25 protein-coding genes, 5 pseudogenes and 1 riboswitch are annotated in these 23,657 nt (G+C 41.7%); of the genes and pseudogenes, 10 read left to right on the forward strand and 20 right to left on the reverse strand.

Going from position 1 to position 23,657, the window contains the following annotated elements; all coding sequences use genetic code 11:
• The first annotated feature begins 94 nt into the window (after positions 1-94).
• The 5 genes and pseudogenes from obgE (at position 95) to rsfS (ending at position 3,294) form a co-directional block, all read left to right on the forward strand.
• Positions 95-1,378 carry a GTPase ObgE gene (gene obgE / locus JCM10519_RS01005; RefSeq protein ID WP_054737702.1) on the forward strand — a complete coding sequence of 428 codons (1,284 nt, stop codon included), beginning with the start codon at positions 95-97 and terminating at the stop codon, positions 1,376-1,378.
• A 13-nt stretch (positions 1,379-1,391) separates the two neighbouring features.
• Positions 1,392-1,688, forward strand: a complete 297-nt coding sequence (gene yhbY, locus JCM10519_RS01010) for a ribosome assembly RNA-binding protein YhbY (RefSeq protein ID WP_054737703.1) — start codon at positions 1,392-1,394, stop codon at positions 1,686-1,688.
• A gap of 35 nt (positions 1,689-1,723) precedes the next feature.
• A complete protein-coding gene (nadD, locus tag JCM10519_RS01015; RefSeq protein ID WP_054737704.1) occupies positions 1,724-2,341 on the forward strand; it encodes a nicotinate-nucleotide adenylyltransferase in 618 nt (205 codons plus the stop codon).
• Entirely contained in the window at positions 2,338-2,934 is a 597-nt protein-coding gene (yqeK, locus tag JCM10519_RS01020) for a bis(5'-nucleosyl)-tetraphosphatase (symmetrical) YqeK (RefSeq protein WP_054737705.1), read from the forward strand. The genes nadD and yqeK overlap by 4 nt, the downstream gene beginning before the upstream one ends.
• Positions 2,931-3,294, forward strand: a pseudogene (rsfS, locus tag JCM10519_RS01025) (ribosome silencing factor). Before yqeK ends, rsfS begins: the two are co-directional and overlap by 4 nt.
• 226 nt (positions 3,295-3,520) lie before the next feature.
• On the opposite strand, the pseudogene lexA reads toward rsfS, so the two are convergent.
• Positions 3,521-4,142: pseudogene (lexA, locus tag JCM10519_RS01030) on the reverse strand (transcriptional repressor LexA).
• A 177-nt stretch (positions 4,143-4,319) separates the two neighbouring features.
• Between lexA and JCM10519_RS01035 the strand changes: the two are divergent.
• The 5 genes from JCM10519_RS01035 to JCM10519_RS01055 all read left to right on the forward strand — a co-directional run bounded on the left by JCM10519_RS01035 (position 4,320) and on the right by JCM10519_RS01055 (position 8,023).
• Positions 4,320-4,634, forward strand: coding sequence for a LysM peptidoglycan-binding domain-containing protein (locus JCM10519_RS01035; protein WP_054737706.1), 315 nt, complete (start codon positions 4,320-4,322; stop codon positions 4,632-4,634).
• A 139-nt stretch (positions 4,635-4,773) separates the two neighbouring features.
• The gene (locus tag JCM10519_RS01040; RefSeq protein ID WP_054737707.1) at positions 4,774-5,427 is read left to right on the forward strand and encodes a GTP-binding protein; all 654 of its coding nucleotides are present in this window, start codon (positions 4,774-4,776) and stop codon (positions 5,425-5,427) included.
• Positions 5,428-5,513: 86 nt separating this feature from the next.
• Positions 5,514-6,200, forward strand: coding sequence for a hypothetical protein (locus JCM10519_RS01045; RefSeq protein ID WP_347842719.1), 687 nt, complete (start codon positions 5,514-5,516; stop codon positions 6,198-6,200).
• The gene (locus JCM10519_RS01050) at positions 6,125-6,721 is read left to right on the forward strand and encodes a hypothetical protein (RefSeq protein WP_054737709.1); all 597 of its coding nucleotides are present in this window, start codon (positions 6,125-6,127) and stop codon (positions 6,719-6,721) included. The genes JCM10519_RS01045 and JCM10519_RS01050 overlap by 76 nt, the downstream gene beginning before the upstream one ends.
• Positions 6,722-7,432: 711 nt before the next feature.
• A complete protein-coding gene (locus JCM10519_RS01055; RefSeq protein WP_054737710.1) occupies positions 7,433-8,023 on the forward strand; it encodes a 50S ribosomal protein L25 in 591 nt (196 codons plus the stop codon).
• Between the two features lie 744 nt (positions 8,024-8,767).
• Here the strand turns inward: JCM10519_RS01055 and JCM10519_RS01060 are convergent.
• From JCM10519_RS01060 to JCM10519_RS01125, 19 genes and pseudogenes are all read right to left on the reverse strand, one after another.
• Positions 8,768-9,826, reverse strand: a pseudogene (locus tag JCM10519_RS01060) (tyrosine-type recombinase/integrase).
• Between the two features lie 405 nt (positions 9,827-10,231).
• Entirely contained in the window at positions 10,232-10,423 is a 192-nt protein-coding gene (locus tag JCM10519_RS01065) for a YwbE family protein (protein ID WP_054737711.1), read from the reverse strand.
• A 374-nt stretch (positions 10,424-10,797) separates the two neighbouring features.
• Positions 10,798-11,415 carry a YHYH domain-containing protein gene (locus JCM10519_RS01070; protein WP_054737712.1) on the reverse strand — a complete coding sequence of 206 codons (618 nt, stop codon included), beginning with the start codon at positions 11,413-11,415 and terminating at the stop codon, positions 10,798-10,800.
• A gap of 575 nt (positions 11,416-11,990) precedes the next feature.
• Positions 11,991-13,025: an adenine deaminase C-terminal domain-containing protein gene (locus tag JCM10519_RS24910; protein WP_347842913.1), complete on the reverse strand. Its 1,035-nt coding sequence runs from the start codon at positions 13,023-13,025 to the stop codon at positions 11,991-11,993.
• The gene (locus tag JCM10519_RS24915; protein ID WP_347842914.1) at positions 12,913-13,212 is read right to left on the reverse strand and encodes a hypothetical protein; all 300 of its coding nucleotides are present in this window, start codon (positions 13,210-13,212) and stop codon (positions 12,913-12,915) included. Before JCM10519_RS24915 ends, JCM10519_RS24910 begins: the two co-directional genes overlap by 113 nt.
• 79 nt (positions 13,213-13,291) lie before the next feature.
• Positions 13,292-13,723 (reverse strand): amidohydrolase family protein, encoded by a 432-nt coding sequence (locus JCM10519_RS24920; RefSeq protein ID WP_347842720.1) that lies wholly within the window; start codon positions 13,721-13,723, stop codon positions 13,292-13,294.
• 273 nt (positions 13,724-13,996) lie between these two features.
• Positions 13,997-14,746 carry a hypothetical protein gene (locus JCM10519_RS01080; protein WP_347842721.1) on the reverse strand — a complete coding sequence of 250 codons (750 nt, stop codon included), beginning with the start codon at positions 14,744-14,746 and terminating at the stop codon, positions 13,997-13,999.
• A 230-nt stretch (positions 14,747-14,976) separates the two neighbouring features.
• Positions 14,977-15,074: riboswitch (purine riboswitch) on the reverse strand.
• Between the two features lie 514 nt (positions 15,075-15,588).
• Complete coding sequence (gene dhaM, locus JCM10519_RS01085) at positions 15,589-15,969, reverse strand: dihydroxyacetone kinase phosphoryl donor subunit DhaM (RefSeq protein WP_054737714.1); 381 nt, start codon at positions 15,967-15,969, stop codon at positions 15,589-15,591.
• A gap of 14 nt (positions 15,970-15,983) precedes the next feature.
• Positions 15,984-16,061, reverse strand: coding sequence for a hypothetical protein (locus JCM10519_RS24925; RefSeq protein ID WP_347842915.1), 78 nt, complete (start codon positions 16,059-16,061; stop codon positions 15,984-15,986).
• 26 nt (positions 16,062-16,087) lie between these two features.
• Positions 16,088-16,279, reverse strand: coding sequence for a DAK2 domain-containing protein (locus JCM10519_RS24930; protein ID WP_347842722.1), 192 nt, complete (start codon positions 16,277-16,279; stop codon positions 16,088-16,090).
• Positions 16,188-16,601 (reverse strand): DAK2 domain-containing protein, encoded by a 414-nt coding sequence (locus JCM10519_RS01090; RefSeq protein ID WP_347842723.1) that lies wholly within the window; start codon positions 16,599-16,601, stop codon positions 16,188-16,190. The genes JCM10519_RS24930 and JCM10519_RS01090 overlap by 92 nt, the downstream gene beginning before the upstream one ends.
• A 23-nt stretch (positions 16,602-16,624) precedes the next feature.
• Positions 16,625-17,611: a dihydroxyacetone kinase subunit DhaK gene (gene dhaK, locus JCM10519_RS01095; protein WP_054737715.1), complete on the reverse strand. Its 987-nt coding sequence runs from the start codon at positions 17,609-17,611 to the stop codon at positions 16,625-16,627.
• Between the two features lie 87 nt (positions 17,612-17,698).
• Positions 17,699-17,893: a hypothetical protein gene (locus tag JCM10519_RS01100; protein ID WP_054737716.1), complete on the reverse strand. Its 195-nt coding sequence runs from the start codon at positions 17,891-17,893 to the stop codon at positions 17,699-17,701.
• A 294-nt stretch (positions 17,894-18,187) separates the two neighbouring features.
• Positions 18,188-18,901: an MIP family channel protein gene (locus JCM10519_RS01105; protein ID WP_054737717.1), complete on the reverse strand. Its 714-nt coding sequence runs from the start codon at positions 18,899-18,901 to the stop codon at positions 18,188-18,190.
• A gap of 54 nt (positions 18,902-18,955) precedes the next feature.
• Positions 18,956-20,451: pseudogene (gene glpK, locus JCM10519_RS01110) on the reverse strand (glycerol kinase GlpK).
• A 94-nt stretch (positions 20,452-20,545) separates the two neighbouring features.
• The gene (locus JCM10519_RS01115; protein WP_054737718.1) at positions 20,546-21,115 is read right to left on the reverse strand and encodes a glycerol-3-phosphate responsive antiterminator; all 570 of its coding nucleotides are present in this window, start codon (positions 21,113-21,115) and stop codon (positions 20,546-20,548) included.
• A 252-nt stretch (positions 21,116-21,367) separates the two neighbouring features.
• Entirely contained in the window at positions 21,368-21,547 is a 180-nt protein-coding gene (locus JCM10519_RS24935) for a thioredoxin family protein (protein WP_347842724.1), read from the reverse strand.
• A 4-nt stretch (positions 21,548-21,551) separates the two neighbouring features.
• Entirely contained in the window at positions 21,552-21,911 is a 360-nt protein-coding gene (locus tag JCM10519_RS24940; protein WP_347842725.1) for a hypothetical protein, read from the reverse strand.
• Between the two features lie 304 nt (positions 21,912-22,215).
• A pseudogene (locus tag JCM10519_RS01125) lies at positions 22,216-23,446 on the reverse strand (Zn-dependent hydrolase).
• Between the last annotated feature and the right edge of the window lie 211 nt (positions 23,447-23,657).

Consider the following 23,657-nt stretch of genomic DNA (forward strand, 5'->3'; position numbering starts at 1 on the left):
ATTTAGGGTTGAACCCTTTAAGAAAGGGGCTTAACCCTTTAAAGGAAAGGGTTAAGCCCTAATTTAATCGAAAAGAAAGGTAACAGGTGAATGAATGTTTGCCGATAGAGCAAAAATATTTATTAGATCCGGAAAAGGCGGCGATGGCCATGTCAGCTTCCGGAGGGAACTTTATGTTCCGTGCGGCGGTCCTGACGGAGGTGACGGAGGCCGCGGCGGTGATATTGTATTTGAGGTAGATGAAGGCCTAAACACATTAAGTGATTTCCGGCATATTCGCAAATATACCGCACAGGATGGGGAATCAGGCGGAAAACGCCGCTGCCATGGTAAAGATGGCAGGGATCTGGTGATCAAGGTCCCGGAAGGTACGGTACTCAAGGATTTTGAATCCGGAAAAGTTATAGCAGATATGTCCGGCGAGAACCGCCGGGAAGTTATTTTAAAGGGAGGCAGAGGCGGACAGGGAAATATGCATTATGCAACCCCCACCATGCAGGCTCCCAAATACGCCCAGCCTGGACAGGCTTGTCAGGAACTCTGGATCCAGCTTGAATTAAAGGTTATTGCGGATGTGGGACTGGTTGGTTTCCCAAATGTTGGAAAATCCACACTTCTTTCCAGAGTCAGCAATGCAAGACCTAAAATAGCCAATTACCATTTTACAACCTTAAATCCCCATTTGGGAGTTGTGGATGTGGATGGAGGAAAGGGCTTTGTTATGGCTGACATTCCAGGGCTTATTGAGGGTGCTTCTGAGGGCGTTGGATTAGGACATGATTTTCTCCGCCATATTGAACGGACAAGAGTCCTGGTTCATGTAGTGGATGCTGCATCTACGGAAGGCAGGGATCCCATTGCGGATATCCATGCAATTAATAAGGAGTTAGAGGCTTATAATCCGGAGTTGATGGAACGTCCTCAGATCATTGCAGCCAATAAGACTGATGCAATATATGATGACGGTGATGATCCGGTTGAAAGGCTTAAGGCAGAATTTGAACCTCGGGGTATTAAGGTGTATCCTATATCCGCAGTAAGCGGTCAGGGCGTAAAAGAACTGTTATATGCCATTTATGAGCTGCTTCAGACTGTGAATTTAAGTCCGATCATATTTGAAAAGGAATTCGATGTTAATAGCCTGGCTTATACACTGCTTCCTTATACTGTAGAAGTTACAGAAGATGGTGTATACGTGGTAGAAGGTCCCCGCATTGAAAAGATGTTAGGCTACACAAATCTGGAATCAGAAAAAGGCTTCAGCTTCTTCCAGAAATTCTTAAAAGAAAACGGAATTTTAGACGAGCTTGAACAGGCGGGAATTGAAGAAGGAGATACGGTCCGCATGTATGGTCTTGAATTTGACTATTACAAATAACGAGGAGAATAATATGACGAGTAAGCAGAGATCCTATTTAAAGGGATTGGCGATGAATATAGATCCTATCTTCCAGATTGGAAAATCCAGCCTGACACCGGAGATCACCAATGCGGTTGCAGAGGCGCTGGAAGCCAGAGAGTTAGTAAAAATTACTGTGCTCAAGAATTGTCTGGATGATGGAAGCAGCATTGCTGCAGTGTTATCAGAAAGGACCCATTCCGAAGTCGTTCAGGTGATTGGAAGGAAGATCGTTCTTTATAAGCAGGCGAAAGAGGAGAATAAGAGGAAGATCGTGCTTCCTAAATAATCCTGTTTCATTTTGGGGTCAGGGAGTCGAAGATTATGGGTAAAATTGGTATTATGGGCGGTACATTTGATCCGATCCACAATGGACACTTGATGATTGGCGGTCAGGCGTATAAGGAATACGGCTTAAAAGAAATCTGGTATATGCCTTCCGGGCATCCGCCTCACAAAAAGAACCGTAATGTGGCAGAACCGGCCATGCGCCTTGCCATGACGGAACTCGCCGTGAAAGATCATGAAGGTTTTGTCTGTTCGGATTTTGAGATAAGGCGGAATGGGTATACGTATACGGCGCAGACATTAAGATTGCTGCGGAAAGAACATCCGGAGCATTCCTTTTATTTTATCATTGGAGCTGATTCTTTATATGAAATTGAGAATTGGTATGAGCCGGATCAGGTGCTGGCCCAGGCAGTCATACTGACCGCCAGGCGGGAATATGAGGAAGCGGACCGTTCCATGGACAAGCAGATTGCTTATCTGGCCTCCAAATATGGCGCAGATATCCGCATGCTTCACTGCGGAGAAATGGACATCTCTTCTGCAGAATTACGCCGCATGATTGCCAGAGGCCAATCCATAGCAGACTATGCACCGCGGGAGGTCATTGAGTATATCAGCGCCCACGGTTTATATCAGGAGTTAGAATCATGAAAGATCTGATCTTAGAGTTAAGAAGTGATTTAAAGGGAAGATTAACTCCTTCCAGGTTTGAGCATACGGTCAGTGTATCATTTATTTGCACCGCATTGGCGATGCGCTATGGATATGACTTAAATAAAGCGGAGCTGGCCGGCCTGCTTCATGATTGTGCCAAGCCTTATGGAGATGACGAGATTATCAGAAAATGCAGGAAACAGAATCTTCCATTAACTGACGATGAATTAAAGGCTCCGGTAGTGCTCCATGCAAAATATGGGGCATGGCTGGCAGAGCATAAATACCGTATAAATGACGGAGAGATCATAAATGCCATCCGTTGGCATACCACCGGAAGACCGGAGATGTCAACATTGGAGAAAATCGTTTTTACTGCGGATTATATTGAACCCAGACGTGACAGGGCAATGAATCTGGCTTTTGTACGGTCTGTGGCTTTTGTAGACTTAGATGAGTGCGTTTATCAGATCCTTAAGGAAACCTTGGATTATCTGGAAGGAAAAGGCAATTTTGTGGACTCCATGTCAAAACAGGCATATGCTTATTATAAGCAGGTTCACGAAAACAAGAAGGGAGAGCAAGGATGAATCAGTCAGTTGAGATGGTAAAAACCGCTTATGCGGCTTTATCGGATAAGAAAGGGGAAGATATCAGAATCATTGATATCTGCAAAGTATCCGTAATGGCAGATTATTTTATTATTGCCAGCGGTACCAATGCAAATCAGGTTCAGGCCATGGTTGACAATGTAGAGGAAGAACTTGGAAAAAAAGGGATTTGTCTGCAAACAGGTGGAAGGCTATCAGTCTGCCAACTGGATACTCATGGACTACGGCGATATCATCGTCCATGTGTTTGACCGTGAAAATCGTTTGTTCTATGATCTGGAAAGAATCTGGAGAGATGGAAAGACAATTGAAGCTGAAGATTTGGAAGCTTTATCATAAAAACGGAAATTAATTGGGTAAAACGGCTTAACAGAACCTGTGAGCCGTTTTTTTTGCTGCAATTTTATAGAAGCATGAAAAGAATGAAAATTATCAGCTTTATTCAGAATCAGTATGCTTTATTTAATATCTTAAAATAACGAATCAATAGATGTTTTATCTAACCGATAGTTACATAATATAATTATGTAACTATCGGTTAGAATTATGTTTCCCATCTAAAATCTCAATGAATTCCCAAACGGAACAAACCGATTACTTTACCCAGGATTTCCACGTTGTCTACAATAATCGGGTCCATGGTATCATTCTCCGGCTGCAGGCGGTAATGCCCTTTTTCTTTAAAAAAAACGTTTTACAGTTGCAGAATCATCAACCAATGCCACCACGATTTCTCCGTTATTGGCTGTTGGACAGTGTTCAACAATAATCTGATCACCCTCGAGAATGCCTGCGTTGATCATGCTGTTTCCCTTAACTTTTAACATAAAGGTCTCGGCGTTTGGGAGAATGTCTGCAGGTATGGGATAATAGTTTTCAATGTTTTCCTCTGCATAAAGAGGCTGTCCGGCAGCTACGGTTCCAAGCAGCGGAACATTTACAACCTCCCGGCGTGTCAGCTGGAAACAATCGTCTATGATCTCGATGGTTCTGGGCTTGGTAGGATCCCTTCTTATGTATCCCTTTTCCTCAAGCGTTTCCAGGTGGGAGTGGACGGATGATGTTGATTTTAAACAGACGGCTTCGCAGATCTCCCTGACTGCCGGCGGATAGCCCTTCTTTAGAATCGTTTCCTTTATATATTCTAAAATTTCCTTCTGTTTTGGGGTAATTCTCTCTTGTGCCATGGTCCGGCCTCCTCAATCCTTATTCATTAAGTCTATAGTAACATATGTTCGAAAAAAATGCAAACCTTTGTTCGAAAAAATGCAAAACCAATTGACAAACGTATGTTCGGAATGATATGATGAGGACAGAAAAAGAACTTACGTTCTGTTTGGGACTGTTTTAGAGGAGGTATGCATATGATAAAGCAATTGATTGCACTGTCACTGGTCGTTTTGCTTGGTTCCCACTTTTTTGGTAATTCCATAATGAATGCCCTTGCCGGAGAGACGGAAGGGCCGGCGGCCGAGAAGTATTATACCAGCATTGAGATACAAAAAGGGGACAGCTTATGGAGCATTGCCGGAACGTATTTGGAAAACAGCGGAATGACCACTGCCCAATATGTGAAAGAATTAAAGAATATAAATGGATTAAAGGAAGATACCATTCACAGCGGACAGTATCTGACTGTTATCTACTTTGCATCAGAATCTGATTCAGGAGTAAGGTAAGTGGGGCGACAAGGAAGCCGCTATTTTTAAATCCATTGATTTTATTGAAATTATACCTTAGAATAATAGAAGCACCGTCTGCTTAAGAGGTGTTTTTAAGCTCAGAATTATTCTTATAGTCAAAGGATTTAATATAATTATGAAGATAACTTTCGGAATTCTGGCTCATGTAGATGCCGGAAAAACCACTTTTTCAGAGCAGGTATTATACAGAGAAGGAGTAATCAGAGCTCTGGGCCGTGTAGATGCTAAAAACGCATGTATGGATCATGATGACATTGAAAAGGCGAGGGGAATAACTATATTTTCAGATATGGCCGGTTTTACTCATGGTGATGATACCTATTATCTGATTGATACTCCCGGTCATACAGATTTTTCGGCCGAGATGGAACGGGCCCTGGAGGTAATGGACTATGCGGTCTTAATGATTAACGGGACGGATGGAATTCAGGGTCATACAGAAGCCATCTGGAACCTTCTGGAGCGATATAATATTCCTGTTTTCTTATTTGTCAACAAGCTTGATGTGATTTCGGCATCTTATGAAAGAGTTTTGTCTGAGGTGCGTGAACGCTTTTCTGCCAATATTCTGGATTTTAAAAACATCAGCTTTAAGAAAGGAAGTGAAGGCACCCTGACAGACGATATCATTGAGAATGTATCTGAATGGGATGAAACATTACTTGATAAATGGTTGAATGGGGCTATTACTTTTGAAGACCTGCGGCCTGCAGTGGTTTCTCAGATTAAAACCGGCGTTTATTCCCCTGCTTTGGCGGCTGCGCTCTGAATGGAGAGGGAATAGAACCGTTTCTTGATTCCTTTTATTGTTTCACAGAAACTTCCTATCCGGTATCAGCTCCTTTTAGTGGGAGAGTGTTTAAGATCCGTTATGACGGCCATGGAGAGCGAATGACGTACTTGAAGATATTAAGCGGCTCTCTCAATGTCAGGGATTCCTTATTAACAGATGAGAAGGTACATCAGATAAGGGTTTTTCAAGGGGAACGGTTTACAGCCCTTCAGAAGGCTTCTGCAGGAGACGTGGTAGCCGTTACCGGGCTTCGGACTGCCAAAGCAGGCCAGGGACTTGGAGAGTGCTGTGATACGGTGGAGCCGGCACTTCAACCTGCCCTTCAGGCAAGGGTTCTGTACCCGCCTGAAGTTCCTGACCGGACAATCTTACAGATGTTTTACATTCTGGAAGAGGAAGAGCCTGCGTTAAGTGTGGTATGGGAAGAGTCTTTGCGGCAATTAAAAATAAATATCATGGGAAAAATTCAGCTTGAGGTTTTGGAACAGGTTGTTTTAGAAAGATTTCAGGTGAAGGTATCCTTTGGACAGCCTGAGATCATATATATGGAAACAATAGCGGAACAGGTTACAGGATACGGACACTTTGAGCCACTCCGCCATTATGCGGAAGTGGCATTGAGAATAGAACCGGAGAGAGAGGGAAGGGAATTTCATTTGAGAGTCAATGTCATGTGGACAGGCTTGGGATCAATTATCAGAATCTTGTACGTACCCATGTTTTTGAAACCGTTCATAAAGGAGTTCTAACCGGATCTGAACTGACGGATGTTAAGATTATTCTGGTTGATGGGATTTCTCATATCAAGCATACGGAAGGCGGTGATTTCCGGGAGGCAGTATACCGGGGGATCCGTCAAGGGCTTATGAAGGCCAGAAGCCTCCTTCTGGAGCCTTATTACAGCTTTGCGATATCAATTCCGGATCCCTTAACAGGAAGAGTATTAAATGACATTACAAGGTATTCCGGCCGGTTCGAAGCTCCGGTTCCGGACGGTAGCGGGAGAACGGTAATAAGAGGTCTGGGTCCTGTTGGATCTTTTATGAATTACGGAGAAGAACTGATGATAATGACCGGTGGCAAAGGAAGTATATCTATGGTATTTTCTCATTATGATATATGTCATAATCAAGATGAGGTTCTAAATCACTATCAATATAACCCAAATGAGGATACTGATAATCCTTCCTGTTCCGTATTCTGCCAAAAGGGCACTTCCTTTGTGGTTAATTGGGATCGTGCGGAAGATTATATGCACACTCTTAGATAATTGTTATTTATTATTATTTTAATCTTAACATCCAGTTAAAGGATTGTTGATATATATTCTGAAGTCTGGAAACCTTTTTTTTAATAGAGGTTAAAGGGATTTTATCGTTAATTGAAAATGACAAAAAGAAAAGCGGCAAAGAAAATGAAGCTCGTTTGCTGCTTTTCTTACAACAGCGCGGAGTGACTTTCCTTTGGAGTTGTAAAGTTCGCTTAATTCCCATTGGTTTTTGTGTGTTAGGCAAACAAATAAATGATGATAAATTGATGAAAGCACGGAATCCCGTGCTTTTTGATTACATCTTTTCGTTTCAATATGTAGGAAGAGTAAAAATAAGTAAAAAAAATAGATTTTATTAATTTCCTGAAGTTTTATTGTAAATACGTAGTCTGCAGGATTTTATCCACTTTGCTAACGAAAACTTGACAATTGTCAGATTTATACTATACTATTAATTATATGTTATTTGAAACTCTATGTGATTTTTTAAATAATAAATAAAATAAGCTTGTATTAAAGAAATAAATTAAAATTTAATTCTAGGATAACTTATTTAAAATACATTTTCTTTTGGAATTATATTTTCTTTTGACAATTTATATTTTGTTATGTTAAATCACATTGAAATTTAGGTAACAGGTTTTCATCATTGAATCATAAGATTTTAGATGATTGCCATAATATAATTATAAATCAAGGAGGCTTATAACTATGGAAAATACTGGAGTTATGAACGTTGAGTTAAGAAAAAGTACCAGAAAGGGTGACAATAATCAGTTAAAAAGAGAAGGATATTTATTGGGAAATATAGCTGGTAAAGGTGTTGATTCAATCTCAATAGCTGTTAAGAAAGATGTATTTAGAAGATCAATGAAAGAGTTTGGCCGGAATGGCATTTTTAAACTGGTTGTTCCTGATGGCCAGAGTTATACCGTAATGGCAAAAGAAATACACATTGAACCTGTTAAGAACGAAATCTCTCATTTGGATTTTCAAATGGTATCTTTTTCGGAAAAAATCAAACAAGAAGTGGCTATAAAAATTACCGGAGCAGAACTTCTTGAGTCAAAAAGATTGTTGATTAACAGTACCATAGATTCAATTTTACTGGAGGGCTTACCTCAGAATATTCCCGATGAAATAGTAATTGATGTTTCTAATATGGAGGCTGGTGAAAGTATTCAATTTAGTGATATTAAACTTCCGGAAGGACTTACCTCAACTATTGATCCGGAACAAAAAATGATAACAGTTGTTGGCTCTAAGATACGTGAAGCAGTTGAAGGAGAGGCCGAAAGCTAAGAGGAATAACGGCATTCACTTTTCGTATGAAAATATTATAAGAGCCTGATGATAAAGGTGAAAAAAGAAAGCTCTAATTTAGATATTAGATGCTTTCTTTTTTATAGCAAAAAAATTAAAAAGATAGATAGCAACTTCCCATTATATTTATATCAGGTCCTTACGTGCAGGTGTCATGTCCTCTTACATAAGACACATGTTCGCAGACCATTCGCCAAAGCTTTCAAAGTTTCCAAAAAGACAAAAAAAGAATCCGCCAGGGATACAGTTGCTTATGATATATGAATAATTTCGCATCAGATAATTTTACACCTTTTTAAAGATTCTATTTTCCGGTTTTGCGTTTTCATCTTGGAGGGGGCATAACATTAAATGAGATGGACTTGGTGGGGAATGGGAGTATTATATACCAAGTAGAATAAGGAATGGAGACAGAATATATGATGTTTTGGATGTATGACCAGTAAAATATTCAAAAGGGCGTTGAGCAGGTTAATCGGTTCGCTGTTTGTGACAATGACACTAGGAAGCTTATACTCTGATAGCAAAGTATTTTGAGCAAAATTAAAACGCCACTTTTCAGCGGCGTAGTCTTTTTGAAAAAAACAGCAATTTCTGGTTTTTTACTTATAATAATCAAAAAAACCATTTTTGAACAAAACTCCTTAAAATTTTTTTTACTTATTGGATTATAATAAGTATAAAAATGTATGTAGGAAGAGTAAAACTTTAAATTTTTTTTGTTTAATTGTTTTCCCGTAATTTTACCTTATTTCTGGCGCTGCGCGGCGTTCATCCTCCAAAGCAGCATAGTGTTTTTTTGTGGTGTTGACATCTGAATGTCCTAAAACATCTGCAACCAGATAGATATCCCCGGTTTCCTTATACAGGCTTGTTCCATAGGTGCTGCGCAGTTTATGGGGGGTGATCTTTTTCAGCGGTGCTACGAGTTTAGAATATTTCTTCACCAGATTTTCGACGCTGCGGACTGCAAGTCTTTTCTTTTGAAGGGATAGGAAGAGAGCCTTTTCATGGCCTTCCTCGGGAATGACTAAATTACGTTCTTCCAGATAATCAAGAAGAGCGTCCTCCACTTCAGAACCAAAGTACACTGTAACTTCCTTTCCGCCCTTTCTATGGATTCGAATCCCGCCATTTTTTAAGTCAATATCATCTATGTCCAGTCCAACACATTCCGATACCCGGATCCCAGTTCCCAGCATGAGAGTCAATAGGGCCAGGTCGCGTATTTTAGTTTTCGCATGATAGGTTTTTTTGTTTCTCTGTTAAAGCTTCCCCGCTTTCTACTTCATCAAGCAAGAGAGCAACCTCATCAATATCTAATCGGATAATATCCTTTTCATGCAGCTTTGGAAGCTGTACCAGAGAAGCGGGATTTGTTTGAAGCCGCTCATTCCGGTAATAATAATTATAGAAGCTTTTAAGAGAGGAGATTTTTCGCATGATTCCCCGCTCTTTGTTGGTTACTTCCTGATTCTTATCATTAAAACGGTATTTCAAATATTCCATATATTCTTCAATATCCACGACCCGAAGTGCATCCAGGTGGTCCAATGTGATATCTTGAATGTGAAGTTTGCCGATAACGGGGTTTTCTTTAATTAGAAAATCAAAAAACACCCTTAGATCATAAGCGTATGCGATCCTGGTCCGGGAAGAAGTACGGGGCTCAATCCCTCTGAAGAAATCTCCGCAGAAATTGGGAAGTTCTTTTACCAATTGGCGCAGGTGCTTTACATTTTCAATATCTTTTTGCTGATGGTAGGAGAGAGAAGAACTCATAATTGGGCCTCATTTCTTTAATTATTGGATTGATAAATGTTTTCTGAAAGACCAGTTATTTATATTTTCCTCATTAATTAGTTTTTCTTCTTTTAGACTTAGTAGTACGATTCTTGGGTAGAGGTTGCTTAAAGAGCTTTGTGTACTTTGATATAAAGAAGTATGAGGATTGGAGTTAGTATATCAAAAACATAAATCAAGGTTATGAGAGAAAAGGTTGCTTTAAGCGATAATATTAAATACATAATTGCAGTTTCCTTGTTCTCTCTGTCAACTATTCGTTAAACTAGACTTTCGCGAATAGTTTGAAATCACTACTTTATAGTATAATAACCGAAAAAAATTTACTGCTGCATTGAATTGTACATTATTGCTATTCTTAGTTTAAATATAATGTGCCTTAAATCATAATATTTCCTGGACTCTCCCCACTTGTCCATTCGTTAACATTACTTTGATACCATGAGGGTGAAAGCTACTGTTTGTTAGTATTTTTCCAACGATTCCCTCTGTTAGTTTTCCGGTTCTTTGGTCAGATTTCAATACAATTTTTACTGTTGCACCTATTTTAACATCAATTCTATTTTGTCCGTTCATTTTTCTCCTCGTTTTAGCATCGGTTACCTAAATTCCATTCCTTCATCATATCAGAATGTAATGCTTTGAATGAAGTTTTTCCATGTATAGCTTCTCTTCCATTACAATAAGGGCAATCTATTTTACCATCAATTCTATCTTTTATCAAACCATTCCAAGGCAATCCACAAGTTATGCAATCCCCAATTTTCTTACTTCAAAATAACGTTAATTCATCTGTTTTTCTCCGTTAAAGTGCTTATTGAGTTTCTAAATGATTTAATTATTCATTGTCATCTTTGTTAATAAATTCTGGAACAATTTTAAAATTTATTAACAAAGATGAATTAGGCTCTTTTTAATCATTATTTCTTTTATCAATCATTTTTGTTTTTTTACATCTTAATTATGTATTCGATTTTCGTTATATCCACAATCCATAAAATGCTCATAATATTTTTTTTGAAATCGTCCCCATATGTTGCCGCTAAGTCCATGTTATTGTCTTTATATATCATTACATCAAAATTATCGCATCCTTTACGCCCTTCTGCCATACCATAGGAAACAAAATGTTCTAGCAGCTTCTGTTCATTGTTTCCTATCGTAGTCTGCAGATCTGAATTATTATTATAATAAAAGGTCGAGTCAAATACCAGCTTATAATCCTGAACATTTAAAAGTGACTCTTCTTTCTTTTCCGATGTTGAGCTAGAGGTCTGCTTAGAAGAAGATGCCCCATTACCATTTTCATAAGGACACACTCCGTTTGGATGTAAATGGGCTGAATAACCATGATGATAATGATAACTGCCCAAACCACTTTTGTTTTTATAATCATGATGTCCGCCTTGGGAATCTGTACGCCCAGAATGCGCCTGTGCAATTATAATACAACCAGGATAACTTGTCTCCATAGACCCAATTATCAGAATTGCAGCAATTAACAAAGCAATCCATTTAACCTTCTTTACCAAAACTTTTAGCTTCCTGCTTATAACTTTTGAATCCATATACTACTTCCCCCGTTTCTATTTTTTTAATAAATATATCATATCATAAGGTGGCATATATTACAAATATAGAGGTGAAATTATACAATTGACCTGCAGGAGCATAATGCTTTAAAAGAAGCTTTCCCTGGAAAAGGTTTTCTTGTCACTGGAATAAGGACATTCTACTCTTCCATCTACCCTATCACTAACTGAACCATCCGTAAAAATCATATTACATTTATAGCAATTCCAAGTAATAAGCCGATTATAGATTAAAAGAATGCTATCTAAAACCCACATCTTTATTGATTTTGAAACATTCAGAATCGTTTCAGGATGCAAAGTTTTAAAAGAATCGGTGATTTTAAAGTATCATACCTTTCATATCAATAAAACCGTTGGCATTTGAGAATCTTTTTCCCCATCATAGTAAAGCCCGTCTTATGACATTTACGCTGATTATACCATAGGAAGGACTGGGAATGAATTAATTTGTCAACAGAGGCCTCTTTGAAACAGTCTCAAAAAGGAGCCGGTTGCTTCCCAGCTGAGTAAACTCAGCTATGGAGCAACCGGCCCAAGTTGTTAGCTTTTTACGCTTCTATTGAAGTAAAATCAAACTTTGTTACATCAAAAAGTCCCATATCTGTAATTTTTATCTCTGGGATAACCGGCAGAGACATAAAGGCAAGGGTCATTAAAGGTTCTACTCCCAAATTTACCTCAAAGTCTTTATGTAGCATGTTCTGAATACGTTCAAGCTTCTCAGCAACCCATTCACCACCCTTATCTGACATCAGACCGCCAATAGGTAGAGGCATGCTTTCAATTGCTTTTCTATCTTCCACTACAGTCGCACCGCCATTTATTCTTATAATCTCCTGAATCGCCGCCATGATCTCATCATTATTTACGCCTACAGCTACGATGTTATGGGAATCGTGAGCGATAGTTTGAGCAACGGCACCTTTCTTGAGTCCATATCCACGAAGAAGACCTACTGCTACATTACCAGTCATCTGATGCCGCTCTACAATTACAATTTTAACAATATCTTGATTTTCATCGAAGATAAAATCGCCGTCAGCGGTTAGTGCAACCTCTGCAGTTCCCATTTTTGTTACAATGCTGCCTTCTGAAATATCAATGACCTTGACGTTTGTAGATTTAGAGTTCAATTTGAGCTTTTCCATGGTCAAATCTTTTACATGGACACTACCGGCCACTTTATCAATTGGTGCACTTTTGTATTTTCCAAGATAAGTATTTTTCTCTGCTGCCAGCTTTCCCTGGATAAATACTTTTTCTACAATGAATTCCTTCAGATTATTTATGAGAACAATGTCCCCTCTTAAGCCAGGAGCAATTGCGCCCCTGTCGGTAAGGCCATAACATTCCGCAGGATTAATAGTAGCCATTTGAATGGCTGTTATTGGGTCAATCCCCTCTTCTACACAAATCCGCAAATGATCATCTAAATCACCTTTTTCAAATATATCCTTAGGCTGACGGTCATCAGAACACAGCAGACAACGTCGGCTGTTTGCTGCTGTTACCCCTTTTAGCAGGGTGCGCAGATTGTGACAGGCAGAACCTTGCCTCAATTGAATATACATACCTGAATTGATTTTTTTCAATCATTTCCTCAACAGTGGAGCATTCATGATCTGTCTTAATGCCTGCCGCAACGTAAGCATTTAACTCATTACCAGAAAGCCCTGGCGCATGCCCATCAATGATTATATCTGCATTTTTAGCTGCCACTATTTTTTTTGTGACTTCTTCATCATTGAAGATGACGCCAGGAAAGTTCATTAATTCACCAAGGCCAAACGCACCTTCATGATAAGTCAATTTTTCAATAACATCACTGTCAATAATTGCTCCTGAATGCTCAAAGGCTGTGCAAGGAACACACGATGGTATTTGATTTTTTTATATCTAAATCCGTACCTTTTGCAGCTTCAATCATATACTCAAATCCGTTAACTCCACAAACATTTACAATCTCATGAGGATCGGCAATAACAGTAGTTGTACCATGAGGAACAAGCACACAGCCAAGATTTTCTGGAGTTAAAAAGGTGGATTCAATATGCATATGACCTTCAATCAATCCTGGAATCGCATAAGAACCATTGGCATCGACCTCTGTCTCACCTTCATAATCGCCAATACCAGCAATTAAACCGCCGCAAAGTGCGATGTTTTTCTCTAAAACAGCACCCGTGTAGACGTTTACCACTTTACAATTTTTAATGACTAAGTCGGCTTTTTTTCTGCCTGCAGCAACATCAATTAATAGATTTAGATATCTTCTTTTCATATAAGCACCCCTTTTCGTTATTTTATTCGTTCTCCACTTACACATTTGACATAACTTACGGTAAGCATCACCATAGGATTTGCCTTTGGATAAAACTCTTAACCCATGCTGAGATTGTATAGGAAGCCGTTCTACCTTAACAATATATCCTATGCTTTTTCTGCAGATTCTAAATTAGTGTATTTTTCCTCTTCAGGTAGAGCAAAATATTTATTCAATCAAGCCGCTATAAATCCATCCCCTTATTATAAGCATAAATAATTTACATTACAGTTATTCTTCACCACCAAATGCCGGTACTGTATAGCCGAACTTTTTCAAAGATGGAATTGTAACTTTCGTAGTCCAGAAACCAATAAATGGCCCTAAGCATAGTGCGGCTATAAAAGTGGAAGGTCCGACTAGAAAGGTAGGCATATTAATGGCATCAACCGGTCCTAATTTGTTAAATGTAACCACACCAAATATTAGACATAGTATTAAGAAGCCTGCATCAGCTATCATACGGCATTTAAAGAACTTCCAGTTAGTATAGCTTTGGATCAACGGTCCAATACCATCATAAGGACCTGCACCCAAACCTGCATTAGAATAAAGGGAGATTCCAAATGAATAGACTACCAGCGCTAAAAAAATAAGGATAATCTGTCCGATGCTAATGCTATAAGTAACAATTGACAAGTCAATAGACGCAATATGGCCAAAACTAAAAATCTGTCCTAATGGTCCGAAGTGATTTATGAAGAATGAAATAAAATATCCAGTTAGAAAGACATTGATAATAGATCCAATACCAATCAGTTCTCTTCTTAACATGAAAATAATCACTGCAAATATGATACTAAAAATCATTTGATAGGTTCCCATACTAAGACCAATGAGGTTTGCTACTGGTCTGATTTGACCGGTGAATAAGTCGGAGCCAAGCGCAGCATGAACCAACATAGCAGCACCAGCCGCCAAAATCACATTACCAAGTAAAGCATAAATGAATCGTACAATATAAGCTTTTTCTGATTTCATTGAAAATCCTCCTTTTGTGAAAGCAATATTTTTACTTATTATCGGGTTGCATGTAGCGTCGACAACTTCACTGTTTATGCTTAATTTCTTGGCAAGAGCCATCAAATCCGGGAATAACATGTTCTACTTCTTGAATAAATCACCCACTTTCCATAAAAAGCACAAAAAAAAGATTATAAAACGTTTGAATAGGCACACTAACCAGAATTACATTAAAATTCAAGTAATCATGCCACATTCAAAAATTTTATAATCAATTATTTACGGTAATTGGTAGAAACGCCCAACCATATTATGGGCTTATATAAAATTCTCAACATAAGTTATAAAAATCATACATTATTAACAATGTAAAATCAATAGGTAGTTTATATAATATATACTTATTATATTTGTTGATTATGCATATATTTCACGGGTTTAAAATCCATAAATTGGTGATTTATTGCTTTCACATAAAAAAAATCACCCCTGACATTCCAATGCTGTCAAAAGCAGTGCTCAAGTACGCGATTGGGGCTCGATTTATTTTTTGGTCACCTTTTTGAAGTATTTCGCATTCAAAAATATCTATGAACACGAAATAACTTCAAAGGTTTTATATAATCGCATATCTCTGCAACTTCTATTCTTTCTGATCTTTCTAAAATTCAATTTTCACACAAATCAGCTAAAGTTCCATGATTTCCGGCAGGCTCTCTCTTGCCACTTCCTCGAAATCAGTTGCTGTGTTCTTAAACCTGATCTGTGACCAGGAGCCAGACCACCAACGGCTATACGACCAACAGCGATACCGGTTCCCCCCACAGGCTCCGCAGCCGGCTGTTTGGCATTCCCATCGCCTAAAACTTCTTTGACGCCCCAACAGAAGAAAGCGTCCGTTGGATCCCGTCAAAATCCATTCCGCCGACCGCGTCAATCGTTGCTACTACTGCCCCCTCAACAAGCGGGCAATCCACCATCGCTACTTTCATGTCGTCCATCGTCTCCAGCACCATCTCGGTCGTCATTACCGCACTGCCCATATCCATCAGCACCAGCACTCCGTCATCCGAATACACAGACTCGATGGCTGCATGAATTTTCTCAAAACTCGTACCAAAACTGCCGTCATCCAGACCGCCGGCCGGTGCGATCCTGGCATCAGGTGCCATCATGGCGGTAAGCTCTACAACACTTTTTGCCAGACTCTCGCTATGCGAAACAATCACAATCCCAACCATTTTTCTTATCCTTTCTACCGGGCAATCACTTCAAGCATATAGGAAAATGACGTTGCACCGGGATCCTGATGGCCCAGCCCGCGTTCACCCACATAACTGGCCCGTCCTTTGGTGGCGATCAAATCCTTTGTATGTTCCGTACCAGCCAGGCTGCCCGCACACCGGCGTCAAGCATCTCTTCCGCTGAAGCGCCGGCGGCGTCAGCTTCCTCCATGGCCTTAAGTGCCGGAAGGATTGCATCCAGCATGGTTGCCTCTTCGGCGACCGCCTTGCCTCGCTGCATCACGGCGTCGGCAGCCGCCTTCATCATTTCCAGGAAATCCTTCTGATCTATCTCGTTTTTTTCCAGCCAGTGCCATACCGGCCTTCATATAAGCCGAACCGTAGAGAGGACCGGATGCTCCGCCAACGGTGGAGACCAGGGTCATCCCGACTGTTTTTAAGATCGTTCCGATGTCTTTCCCTTCCAGCTCCGGAAGCTTCTTTTCAACCGCTTCAAAGCCACGGGCCAGATTAATGCCGTGATCGCTATCGCCGATGGGCTGATCCAGTGCCGTCAGTTCCTCCTTGTGCTCTTCCATGCTGAAACCGATCGCTCTGATAATCTCGATTACTTTACTACTGTCTACCATGCTGCATCACCTTTCCTTGTGTTTTATCGCCATGCCGGTGTATCGGCTGGGGCGTCTAAAAGCTCCTTCAACTGATCATCCAAACGGAGCAGCGAAATGGAAAAGCCCTGCATCTCGATCGAAGTCATATATTCGCCGACAAAGGTTTTATACACATGAATATTCTTTTCTTTCAGGACATCTGCGACATGGTTATTGATGATAAACAGTTCCATCAGTGGTGTCGCTCCGGCACCATTGATCATAACTGCGACTTCACTGCCGGTGTAATCAATATCAGCAAGAATTTGCGCTAAAAGGAGATCCACAATCTCATCTGCCAGTTTCAGCGGTTCCCGGTGTGTTCCCGGCTCGCCGTGAATGCCGATGCCGACTTCCATCTCATTATCCGCCAGTTCAAATCCGGGTTTTCCTGCCGCCGGCACTGTACACGGCTCAATCGCCGCCCCCATGGTGCGGACCTGGTCAATCACCTTCTGTGCAACGGCTTGTACTTCATTCAGGGAAGCTCCCTGCTCAGCCATCGCACCGGCAATTTTATGCACAAAAACGGTGCCGGCCACGCCACGGCGGCCAACCGTATACAGGCTGTCCTTGACGGCCACATCGTCATTCGTCACCACGTATTTTACCTGAATGCCTTCCATCTCCGCCATCTCGGCAGCCATCTCGAAGTTCATTACATCGCCGGTATAGTTTTTGACTACCATCAGCACACCGGCATCCGTAGCAATTGCCTTGATACCTTCATAGATCTGATCAGGAGTGGGCGAGGTAAAGACCGCTCCGGCAACCGCTGCATCCAGCATACCTGTGCCCACAAAACCGCCGTGAGCCGGTTCATGACCGCTTCCGCCGCCGCTGATTAGGGCAACCTTGCCTTCCTTCTTATCGGTACGCACTACCACATTACCGCAATCCAGCTTCTTCAGATACTGAGGATATGCCTTTACCATTCCAAGGATCATCTGTTCCTCAACCAGTGCCGCATCATTGATGAATTTTTTCATTATAAAACCCCCTTTTCATGACGTTCTGACATACGTTTCAGAGACTCCTATAATAAGAAGTCTCTGAAATTTAACAAATCTTCATCTTTACTCATCCAGACAGTTCATATCATTCAGTCCGCAGGTTTTGTCGTCCTCTTCTCCCAGACAATTCATGTCATTGAGCCCGCAGGTGTTCACATCTTCTTCACCGACACAGTTCATGTCATTGAGTCCGCAGGTTGTGTCTTTGTCTTCCGTCACACCGTTCATATTGGTGAGATCCAGTTTCTTTTTCTTCATGCATTACCCTCCTTTCCTGGCTTTCACGCATCTTTCGCGGCGACAATATCAATTCCAGTTCCAACAACAACCGTAACAATATAAATTCCGGTTGCAATAGCAATTATTCTCCATTCAACTTAATTTATTCCATTTCACCGGGTACTATGACCGTCGTTTGCGGTGCCGGACCCGTTTGCCGCCGAAATACACACTGATATAACAATTCGGATACACACTGCTGATATGGAACCGTGGAACCTGGGTATCTTCTATCGTTTATTATTATATCTGTTATGTGTCGTTAATTGTATCTTATTGCCAGGGAATCGCACCATAGAGAAGCACCGCTGCAATTGCCCCGATAAGTGGACCGATAATGACAACCGGCGCATAACCCCAGTTGGAATCGCCCTTGCCCTTGATCGGCAGAACCGCATGGGCCAGACGGGGGCCCAAGTCACGGGCCGGATTGATAGCATAACCGGTCAGACCGCCTAAGGACATACCGATGGATACGATGATTCCGAAGACCAGGAGGTTAGTCACTCCAGCGGGAACCGCACCTGCCTGAGCAATTCCTTTAATTGCAAACACCAGGACAAACGTTCCCACTGCTTCACTTAAAATATTGCGTCCCGTGTTCGGAACGGCAGGTCCGGTTGAGAATACACCCAGCTTTGTAGCTGCGGAATCCGTAGCGTCGAACTGATCCTTAAACAGGAAGTAAACCAGACAGCCGCCCATAAATGCACCGGCAAACTGTGCAATGACATAACCAGGAACCAGGTTCCAGGCAAGGCTGCCGTCGACCGCCAGCGCGATCGTCAGCGCCGGATTAAAGTGTGCTCCGGAAGCGCCACCGAAGATAAATGCAGGAAGCATAACAGCAAGACCCCAGGCAAAGGTAATCTGAATCGAGCCCGCCCCTTTCATACCCGATTTATTTAAAGTTACATTGGCCACAACTCCATCACCCAGCAATATCAGTATTAAAGTTCCAATAAACTCAGCAATATAAGCTAACATTGTAGTACCCCCTTTTTCTATTATGGTTCATATGAATTATCCTCAGTGTGTCAATCAGTCTTCCTTAGACCAGCCGTAAGCATATTTAACTGCCTTATTCCAGCCGCGGATCATCTTCGTTCTCTGCTCTTCCCCGATTTCAGGCTGGAACTGTCTGTCGATTGCCCAGTTCTTGACCACATCTTCCTTGGTTGCCCAGTAGCCAACTGCCAGACCTGCCAGATAAGCGGCTCCCATCGCCGTTGTTTCCACACACTGCGGACGGTGAACCGGGGCGTTGATAATATCAGCTGGGTCTGCATCAGATAGTTGTTGGCACTGGCACCGCCGTCGACTTTAAGAGCTGCCAGCGCAATCCCGGAATCTGCTTTCATCGCCTGCAGGACATCATTGACCTGATAGCAGAGTGAATCCAGGGTGGACCGGATAATATGGTACTTGTTGACACCGCGGGTCAGACCTACAATGGTTCCCCGTGCATACTGATCCCAGTGCGGTGCTCCCAGACCGGTAAATGCCGGTACCACGTAACAGCCGTTGGTGTCTTTTACTTTCTTTGCCATATATTCGGAATCAGGAGCGGAGTCAATGATTTTCAGCTCATCACGCAGCCACTGAATAGCCGCACCGGCCACGAATATCGAACCTTCCAGAGCATAATTGACTTTGCCATCCAGGCCCCAGGCAATGGTAGTAACCAGTCCATTCTTTGAGAAGACAGGCTTCTCTCCGGTATTCATCAGCATGAAGCATCCGGTTCCGTATGTATTCTTCGCCTCACCCGGATTGTAACAGGTCTGGCCGAATAGTGCAGCCTGCTGGTCTCCTGCCGCACCGCCGATCGGAATCATACCGCCCAGGAATTGCGGCTCTGTCTCTCCATATACGCAGCTTGACGGTTTAGCCTCCGGAAGCATACATTTCGGAATGTTTAGTTCTGCCAGAATTTCCTCGTCCCATTCCAGGGTATTGATATTAAACAGCATGGTCCGGGACGCATTGGAGTAATCGGTGACATGCACAGCTCCTTTGGTCAGCTTCCAGATCAGCCAGGTTTCCACGGTACCAAACAAAAGCTCGCCTCTCTCCGCACGCTCCCTGACACCTTCCACTTCATCCAGGATCCATTTCAGCTTGGTTCCGGAAAAATATGCGTCGATTACCAAACCGGTCTTCGCACGGAATGAGTCAACCAGACCCTTTTCTTTTAAGGAGTCACAATATTCCGAAGTTCTCCGGCATTGCCATACGATTGCGTGATAAACCGGCTCACCGGTCTCCTTATCCCATACAATCGTGGTTTCACGCTGGTTTGTAATACCGATTGCCGCAATATCTTCGGCCCCCGCACCGATCTTTGACATAGCTTCTACCGCAACGCCCAGCTGGGTGGACCAAATCTCATTCGCATCGTGCTCAACCCAGCCGGGTTTCGGAAAATACTGTGTAAATTCTTTCTGAGCAACACTGCACATCTCACCCTTCTCATTGAAGAGAATACAGCGATTACTTGTTGTCCCCGCATCCAATGCCATTACATACTTTGCCATAAAAGACCTCCTTTAACAATTTGGTTATTATTTGCCTTTATTGTACCAACTATTCTTTCCGGAAAGAACAGTATAGTTACCCCATATATTGCAGTTAAAGCTTCCACACATCCTGGTTTGTGGACGATACCGAGATGGCCCCCGCCAGCAATGCGGCCATCACATCCTCCTTCTCTGAGATCAGCCCTCCGGCAATCACCGGAACCTTTACGAGCCGGCTGACACGCCGGATCATCTTCGGCATCAGCCCCGGCAGAATCTCGATGATATCCGGCCGTACCTGATTCACCTGTTTTTCAATATTTTCAAACGCCATCGAGTCCAGGATAAAAACTCTCAGCGTCGTGTACAGCGACAGCTCCTTGGCACGCTTAATCATCGCCGGCCTGGTCGAAATGATTCCGTCTACTTCTGTGTAATTTTTGATATAATCCACAGCAATTTCCTTGCTGCTGAGCCCTGCAATCAAATCGATATGTACCATCACAACCTTGCCTGACTGCTTGATCTCTTTTACTATAGAATCTATATTGCAGATATCACCAAACAGAACAAAAACTACTTTTACATCTTCCACCTCGCAGCAGGCCTTTAGGCCCTCCATATCCTTAACGGCTGCGATTACCGGGCTTGCCTCAATCAGGTCGTATAATTTCTGATCCATGGAATCTCCCTTTCCTGCATACAATGTGCCCTAGAAAAAAAGAGCATAGAATATAAACAACATTTCTGTTGTTATCCCATGCTCTCCGTCATCTCTGCACAATGTATTAACCTTAATTTAATATAGCACATTGCACACGAATTTTCAATAGCTTCAATTTATTTGTGATGATTTTCACATATTTTCAACTTATTTGTTGTTTGCATTTATTGAGTTTTCACAAATATTTATAAAGTTTTAATGCTTTAACAGTTAAAATTTTAACAAATTAACGATTTCCTCAATAGTTTTACTTCCCATATAAATATCACGGTCATTCGTGATCATCATAGGCACTCTTGAGATGTTAAACTTTTCCACCAGTTCCGGGTAAAGAGCCGCGTCAATCATCTCGGCCTCAATGCTGGGTTTAAAATAGCGATCTGCTGGCAAGCCGCTACCACCGCCGGGCAGTGATGGCATGACAGGGACACACAGATCTTGATATTTGCTTTTTTTCTTCAGCTTGCCAATGCGTTTTTTTTAACTTTTCCGGTACTTCCTGACCGCCTCCCGACAGATTCAGTACAGCAAGAACAAAGGAGTTGATCTCCTTTCCTCCGGGCACCCCGTGAAAGGTCACCCGCCGGTATTCGCCGTTTTTGTAAAGCCCGGTTACCGGCAGATAAGCCGTATCGAGCTCAGGAACCTGTTCGGCTGCCTCCGCCGGGGTGTAGAGCTCCACACTCAGCTGCTCCCCCAGCTCCGAAATAACATGCAGAAATGACGCCATCTCGGAATCCTTTTCCTGTTCCATGTCAACCACAGCCTTTAGCACTACCGGTTCCGGCATCTTGGAAAAAAATGCCGTTTAGCTGCTCTTTTAATGCTTCGTCGATCAGGCTGCTTGTCTTTGGTATCCCTGACAAATCAATCATTTGAATTCCTCCTGTCCGGTTTCGCCTGCGGCACATTTGCTGTGCCGTGATACAGTAGCAGTTTCATCATACCATATCAGCGAAAGATTGGCTATAATTTCTCATTATGTGTTCGCACCAAACCAATGAATGTGAATTTTCCATAGTTTTATTCAGTTCCGCTTTGTTGAGCTTTATGATTGTTTAATGCTCTTTATCAATATGCAAAATTGTATTTAGCAGTACATTAGCTCCTTTTAAGCAGTTTTCTACTGGAGTATATTCGATCTCACAATGGCTATGGCTCCTGCACTTGGAACAAATATCATGGTAGTTGGAATCATATCTATAGCAAACTGCGCATCATGACCAGGTCCGCTGTAGATTCTCCGATTGGAATAGCCGCATTCCTGTGCGCTCATTTCTACATAATCAACCAGTTCGGAAGTAAAGCTTACGGTTTTACGTGACCATGCTTCTTCATAGCTTACTTTGCATTGCTCCACAACGCTTGGTATTTTCTTTATTACTGCAAGTACCTGTTTGATCACTTCCGGATCCTGATGTCTCGCATCCAGGGTGATTTTTACTTCATCCGGTATTATGGTATGAATGTTCGGATGGGCAGAAATCTTTCCTGTGGTATAAACCAGTTTATCATCTAACTGGTCCAGCTCATCATGGAGATATTGAATGGTTTTTACTGCTGCATAAAGAGCATCCTTACGGTATTTCATAGGTGTTGTTCCGGCGTGGCCTGCCTGTCCGGTAAAAGTAAATTCGTAATTGATCATACCGCAGACACCTTCTACTACTCCAATATCTATTCCTTCTGCTTCCAGTACCGGGCCCTGTTCAATATGAAGTTCCACCAAAGCCTTTGTTTTAGACGGGTCCAGCCGGTTTTCTTCCCTTCCTTTAAAACCGCTTTTTTTCCAAAGCTTCTCCGAATGTATATCCTGGAATGTCTTTTGCCTGTGAAGCCAGCATGGTTTCCTTGTTAAATTTTCCACAAATAACGCCGGAAGACATCATTGCCGGTTCAAATCTGGCGCCTTCTTCGTTGGTCCATACAATAACTGTAATTGGATGCCTGTGAGGTATTTTTTTTCTTTTACTATGGTTTCTGCCACCTCCATTGCTGTTAAGACACCCAGTATCCCATCATAATTCCCACCCTGCCGGACGGAATCCATATGAGAACCTGAGACTATGGCAGGCAAATCTTCTGTTCCGTCAATGGTTGCATATATATTTGCCATATCGTCTGTTGCAATGAAAGCACCGATTGCTCCATGCGCTTTACGAATTCTTTTCTTGCGGCTAAGGCTTCTTCCGATAAGGAAAATCTGGTAATTCCACCCCTTCCAGTATCTCCAAACCGGCTGAAAGTTTTAATCTTATCTTCCATTCTTTCATAATTGCACTGAATCATGTTACATACCTCCTTTTATGTACAACACATACAAGATTACCTTTTTAAAGGATTTGCTGATTTCGTGCTGTCAAAAGAAGTATAACATATTTATAGACAACTTTGAACATGTTATACTTCATAGATTTTATGCAACTATATAGAATGTAATCTTTTGGATCATTCCAAGCTGATAGGCAGCATAGCCGCCACTGCCCTTTCGGCGGTTTGG

The sequence above is a fragment of the Clostridium sp. NkU-1 genome, assembly GCA_001312405.1.